The organism is Streptococcus hyointestinalis (assembly GCF_041225505.1).
Lineage (GTDB): Bacteria > Bacillota > Bacilli > Lactobacillales > Streptococcaceae > Streptococcus > Streptococcus hyointestinalis_B.
In genome coordinates this window covers 1-5,373 of sequence record NZ_JBCLSK010000062.1, presented here as the reverse complement: position 1 = coordinate 5,373, position 5,373 = coordinate 1, and the positions used below count along the sequence as shown (strand labels likewise).

Annotated in this window: 7 protein-coding genes; 4 read left to right on the top strand and 3 right to left on the bottom strand. The window is 36.1% G+C overall.

From position 1 onward, the window contains the following. Positions 1 to 548: 548 nt before the first annotated feature. Positions 549 to 989: a helix-turn-helix domain-containing protein gene (locus AALA56_RS09650; protein WP_369909839.1), complete on the bottom strand. Its 441-nt coding sequence runs from the start codon at positions 987 to 989 to the stop codon at positions 549 to 551. 623 nt (positions 990 to 1,612) lie between these two features. Between AALA56_RS09650 and AALA56_RS09645 the strand changes: the two genes are divergently transcribed. The 4 genes from AALA56_RS09645 to AALA56_RS09630 all read left to right on the top strand — a co-directional run bounded on the left by AALA56_RS09645 (position 1,613) and on the right by AALA56_RS09630 (position 4,671). Continuing rightward, complete coding sequence (locus AALA56_RS09645) at positions 1,613 to 2,083, top strand: hypothetical protein (RefSeq protein WP_369909838.1); 471 nt, start codon at positions 1,613 to 1,615, stop codon at positions 2,081 to 2,083. Continuing rightward, positions 2,073 to 3,143 (top strand): replication initiation factor domain-containing protein, encoded by a 1,071-nt coding sequence (locus tag AALA56_RS09640; RefSeq protein WP_369909837.1) that lies wholly within the window; start codon positions 2,073 to 2,075, stop codon positions 3,141 to 3,143. Before AALA56_RS09645 ends, AALA56_RS09640 begins: the two co-directional genes overlap by 11 nt. A 213-nt stretch (positions 3,144 to 3,356) precedes the next feature. Then, a complete protein-coding gene (locus tag AALA56_RS09635) occupies positions 3,357 to 3,560 on the top strand; it encodes a DUF3173 domain-containing protein (protein ID WP_369909836.1) in 204 nt (67 codons plus the stop codon). Then, positions 3,553 to 4,671: a tyrosine-type recombinase/integrase gene (locus AALA56_RS09630; protein ID WP_369909835.1), complete on the top strand. Its 1,119-nt coding sequence runs from the start codon at positions 3,553 to 3,555 to the stop codon at positions 4,669 to 4,671. The genes AALA56_RS09635 and AALA56_RS09630 overlap by 8 nt, the downstream gene beginning before the upstream one ends. A gap of 161 nt (positions 4,672 to 4,832) precedes the next feature. On the opposite strand, the gene rpmG is transcribed toward AALA56_RS09630, so the two are convergent. Both rpmG and rpmF read right to left on the bottom strand, forming a co-directional pair. After that, entirely contained in the window at positions 4,833 to 4,982 is a 150-nt protein-coding gene (gene rpmG / locus AALA56_RS09625; RefSeq protein ID WP_002262412.1) for a 50S ribosomal protein L33, read from the bottom strand. A gap of 15 nt (positions 4,983 to 4,997) precedes the next feature. Further along, complete coding sequence (gene rpmF / locus AALA56_RS09620; protein ID WP_115271487.1) at positions 4,998 to 5,174, bottom strand: 50S ribosomal protein L32; 177 nt, start codon at positions 5,172 to 5,174, stop codon at positions 4,998 to 5,000. Positions 5,175 to 5,373: the final 199 nt, after the last annotated feature.

Sequence of the window (5,373 nt, the reverse complement as noted above, 5' to 3'; positions counted from 1 at the left end):
CTAACCTAAGAAAGTATTAGATTACAAAACTCCCAGAGAGGTGTTATACGCTGGCTAACTTGGACTTGAATTTTGCCTTTGTTATTGCTTTAATTGGTTTGTGCTATAAAATCTTCAAGGACAACGACAAAAAATAATCCGTCCCCACTTTTGAGCGAGTAGGACGGATTAAATCTGTTATACAAGCCACCGTCTTTTTAACGGTTCTACATAGGAGTTGAGTTCCCGCTCAACTCTCTTTCATTCTTATTGTAACACTATTTACAGAAAGTGCAAAGGGAAAGCAAAAGTCCTAGAAAAATACTAGGACTGCGATTTTCTTCGATTGTTGACTTTCTTTTTTTATTTCAAAAAAGGTTGCCATAGAACTGATTTTAAGTGATTTGTAGTGAAATTCAAAATTCCAAAAACCGCTTAAAATCAAGGTTTTCAGCATGTACTGAAACGTAATGAAACCTTATTTAACTTCTGTAATATAGGTGTTGCGTAGTATGTAGAATACTACGTTTTATTGTGCTTGAATAAGTTCTAGTTACTGAAAAATAGGTCTATTTTATATCGGTTGTTTCCAAAGTGTTGCCAGAGATATTTTGAAATATGATGTTTAGTTTATTTATCCCTGTGTTATCAAGGTGATATTTTTCTATAAGTTCTTGTTTGAACTCATTAGGGCTTTGTTTAGTTCGTTGGAGTTTTATTGAAATCGCAAGCTCAAGTCGCTGTAATTCATGAGTTGAAAAGTTATTTATGAATGTCAAGTCAATACTCTTAATAGCTTCACTGTGTGGTGTTTTACTTCTTCCTAATAGGTAATCAGTGGTGGTTTCTAAAAGATTGGCTAACTCTATTAAATTTTTGAAGTTAGGTTCTCGATTTCCCTTTTCCCAGTTTGTATATGTGACCCGATTGACGTGCAGTTTATCTGCAATTTCTTGTTGCGTGATTCCTTTTTCTAGTCGTTTTTCTTTTAGGCGTTCTGCAAAAATCATTAAATGTCTCCTTTTTTGTACCAAATGAAACTTAGGACTTGACAATGTATCGAAACGATACTATAATAAATGTATCAAATCGATACAACAAGTATAACATATTTGTGTATGAAATTTCAAGGAGGTGAATGTTATGGGTCAGTGAGCTTTGCTGTAGTAGTTTGTGGTGTCGTTTACTGATACCGAGTAACAAGGAACAAAGAACAAGGAATAAGAGCGAACTTTGTGAAGCTCGCCGTTCCGACGTTCTGCCGTTCCGTAGTTGCGAGTTTGTTGTCCTGTTTGAGACGTATAGCAGATAGGCGATAGCTTGAGCGGAAGCCAAGCGGTCAGCGCCGGTCATCTGCGGTGATACGTCTCAAACATTGCTCAAAAATTTCACAAACTTTGCTAAATTTTGGGTTACCTACGCTACTAATAGGTAGGTAACCCGTACATCAAACACGGGTCAATCCCTTGCTACAACTGGCGGTAGGCAGGTTTTATGGCATAAAATCGCGCTACTCTTAGAGCCCCAACGTTTTCACTATATTTTCATGTACAGGTAGGAATTTCGCTGTAAAAATGATGTACAGATAGAGATTGTGAAATTTTATCAAAATAGTATTTTAGGGAGTTAAATCATGATGAAAAAAATTAGCCTTGTAGAAGAAAAAATGCCTTTATCTGAATTGGAATTAGATATTAGACAATTTGAAATCCCCAATATGTTCCGAGTAGATTTTTCTACTGCAAAAGAGACCATGAAGGCGGACTACATTGATGGTCAGCGCAAGGAGACTGGTGAAACAAATAACTTTATTGTGCATGGGCTAGATAATGAAGTGGTATCAGCCTTAGAAAAAATGAAATTACCAACAAGTTCTTTACAAAAAATGGACATTGAGTTAGTTGGTGATTTTGATAAAATTCGAACTTTGATAAATCAAACAGGTGAATTTGTCATCAAGTTAGTACGTCCTAGGGTTTTACTGAAGCAAGAAATGGTGAATAAATCTGTAGTAGGCAAGAAAAATGAATGGGCAAGAGTATATGCTTGGAACTCTGTGAAACTTGTAGCAGACGGTGTGGAGTTGCAGGCAGATGACAACTAATTTAGTATCGATAGACTGGTTCTCTGCAACGATAAAAACAATAGAAAAATGTCCTTTTGAAGCTGTTAAGGCTGTTATCTCTGAATTATTACTGATGAAAATAGAACAATTCTCCTTGCAATCATACGGTATAAACCGATATAACAGTCATTTTTCTTGTGGGGATATTAAGGTTTATTATTCGATTGATGAAAGAACAGGTAAGCTCTCTCAAAAAATGGGGATATTCGTACAAATGACAGGGCAAGGCTGTCGGCAATACGAAGAATATCTGCATAAAAATGACAATAATTGGGTAGCTTTATTTCAGCGATTTGTGAGTAAAGAAGCAAATTTTACTCGAGTAGATATTGCCCACGATATTTTTGACAGGTCTTTAAATGTGCCACTCATTTATGATTATTGTAAAAAAGGGCTCTGTATCTCACAGTCTAAAAAGTATCAATACTTTGAGACAGGTATTTTGGAGAGTGGTGCCACTGTTGGTGAAACAGTCAATATAGGGGTAAAGGGAAGTGATAGCCAGCAGTTAAGTATCTATAACAAAAAGATGGAGCAGGTAGACAGTGGTAAACAGGTTGATGTTGAGGACTGGGTGCGTTGTGAGTTGCGATTGTTTGGTAAAAAGGCAAATGCTTTTGCTGTCTCTATGATTGACCACACACCTTTACCAACTTTATTTTTTGGACTAGTTAATCAAAGTTATCGGTTTGTGCTGGATGATGAATATTCTAAAGACAAAAATAAACGTCGTCGTCCTACTGTTAAGTGGTGGAATGACTACCTTGCAACAAAGGAGGTAACGATTTTAAAAATAGACAGAGAAAAGCGCACACTTGCAAAGTCAGAACGCTTTTTAGATAAACAATCCTCTAAAACGCTAGCTATGGTGTATCATGCCAAGGCTGAAGCATTTGGTGATGACTTTGCTAATCAGTATATTTTGGATTTAATATCAGAGGGAGAGAAGCGTTTGACTACTAAAGATAAGGAATTAGTGGAACAATATGTTCAAGAGCAACAAAGCGGAAAGTATTGGGGGACTGTTAGGAGTGACTAGGAAGATAATTATATTTACTAAATGTGTGACGGCAAGAAACTATTTTGTTGGCTTTAGAGAAAGCTCTGAAATTTATCCGCACTTGCCTGATGTTTACGTCTTTTTGCAGAGTATGAGTAAGTATCACCAAATAAAAAAATTGATGCAGTCAACGAACCGCATCAACCAATAAAAAACTTAAGTAAATTATAACATGAAAGGAATATAAAAGCTATGTTTATTACGAAACAAGATTTAATCAATATCGGATTTGGCAACTATCAAGCCTATGACTTAATCAGACGTGCTAAGGCTCTCATGGTACAAAAGGGCTTTGCCTATTATGCGTCTAAGGGGCTTGGGCGTGTGCCAGTGGAAGCAGTGGAGGAAATACTGGGAACTAAGCTGAATATTGAAGAAGAGGGGCACTATGCCTAAAATTCCCCATGTCTATTATGATAAGGCGACCAGTAGCTATTATGCTGTTGCTTCAATAGGTTTTGATGAGCTTACAGGTAAAAGGTTGCAAAAGAAAAAACGAGGCTTTAGAACGCAATTAGAGGCTAAAAAATGGTATAATGATTTTATTGCTCGACACTCTAAAAAGGCTATAACTAATAGTATTAGCTTAACAATGGACGTTTTTCTAGAAAAGTACTTTATTCCAAGTTATAAGAATAAGGTCAGTGATAGAACCTTTTTAACCTTTCGCTCTAAGTTGTTACGCCTAAAATATTTTTATCGGATGAAATTGGTCGATATAAAGCCTATCCATGTTAAAAATTGGCATACTGAATTATTTGAGGCTAACCTATCAAATAACTATGTCAAAGACTTACATCAGACGTTAAAAGAGATATTTGATATGGCAATGGTTCTAGGAGTTGTTAATGAAAATCCAGCACGGATTGTAAAAAATGTTAGCAGGACGAAGTGCAAGGTAGACTTTTGGACGAAAGAAGAATTTGAAGCTGTCATCCATACATTCCAAAAAGATGATATTTTGGAACATTTGAAGTTTATCACGATCTACTTTCTCTTTATGACCGGTCTCCGTATTAGCGAGTTACAAGCCTTATACTGGGACGATATAGACTTCGAAAATAAGTCGTTTATTGTTAGTAAGTCTATGTTTTATCAGAATAGAAATACATGGCAGATTAATCCCACTAAGACTACAGCAGGGACAAGGCTTATTTACCTTGATGATACTACTCTAGAGCTTCTACAAGAGTGGCGAACTCATCAAGAAAAGATAGGACAGATTAGTTTCATCTTTTCTTATAATTGCTTGCCTGTTACCAAAACAATGTTAGTAAAGGCTATAAAGGTTCATAGTGAGCGTGCAGGCGTTAAGTCCATTAGAATACATGACTTGAGACACTCCCACGCTAGTTTCCTGCTATCTTTAGGCATGAATGACCTAGAAATCCAAAATAGGTTAGGTCATGCTGATGTTCAAACAACACTTAGAACCTACTCGCATTTACGTCCTAATGCTATGAGAGAGGTTGCAGATAAACTGGAGGGGCAGATAAAGCTCATTTAATCGCGGCTTTTGTCTAACTAGCGAAGTCTGTTTGACAAAAACGCAGATTGCAAAAGGTAGTAAGTGCATGCTTACTACCTTTTATGTTCCCAAAATGTTGCCAATAAAAAATATCAATGGCTATAACCATTGATATAAAGCTATTTTTTACTAATTAAAACTTATTTAACTTCTGTAAAAATCACGTGTTTACGCAATTTTGGTGAGTATTTTTTCAATTGAAGACGGTCTGGCGTGTTACGTTTGTTTTTAGAAGTAAGGTACAAGCGTTCACCAGATTCTTTGTGTTCAAGTGTGATATTTACGCGCATGATATCTCCCTTCTATTATTTGCCAGCTTTAGCGATTTTACGTCCTTTGTAGTATCCTTTCAAAGATACACGGTGTGAACGTGAGTAATCTCCAGTAGTTTCATCAAATTGTACTGATGGTGCAGTCAATTTGTAGTGTGTACGACGTTTGTTTTTCTTCGCTTTGGAAGTGTGACGTGCAGGTACTGCCATGTTTATGTTTTCCTTTCAATATGAGTTTTGATTTTCATCAACTTCACTATGATACCATATCTTTTTTGTAAAGTAAAGTTACTTGACAGATTTTTTTGAGAAAGCATTGACTTCCTTAGCACTTAAAAGTTCTAAAATGAAGTTAGCCACTTAAAAGTATGAAAAAACACCTCAGAGAGATATAATTGTAATCACCACA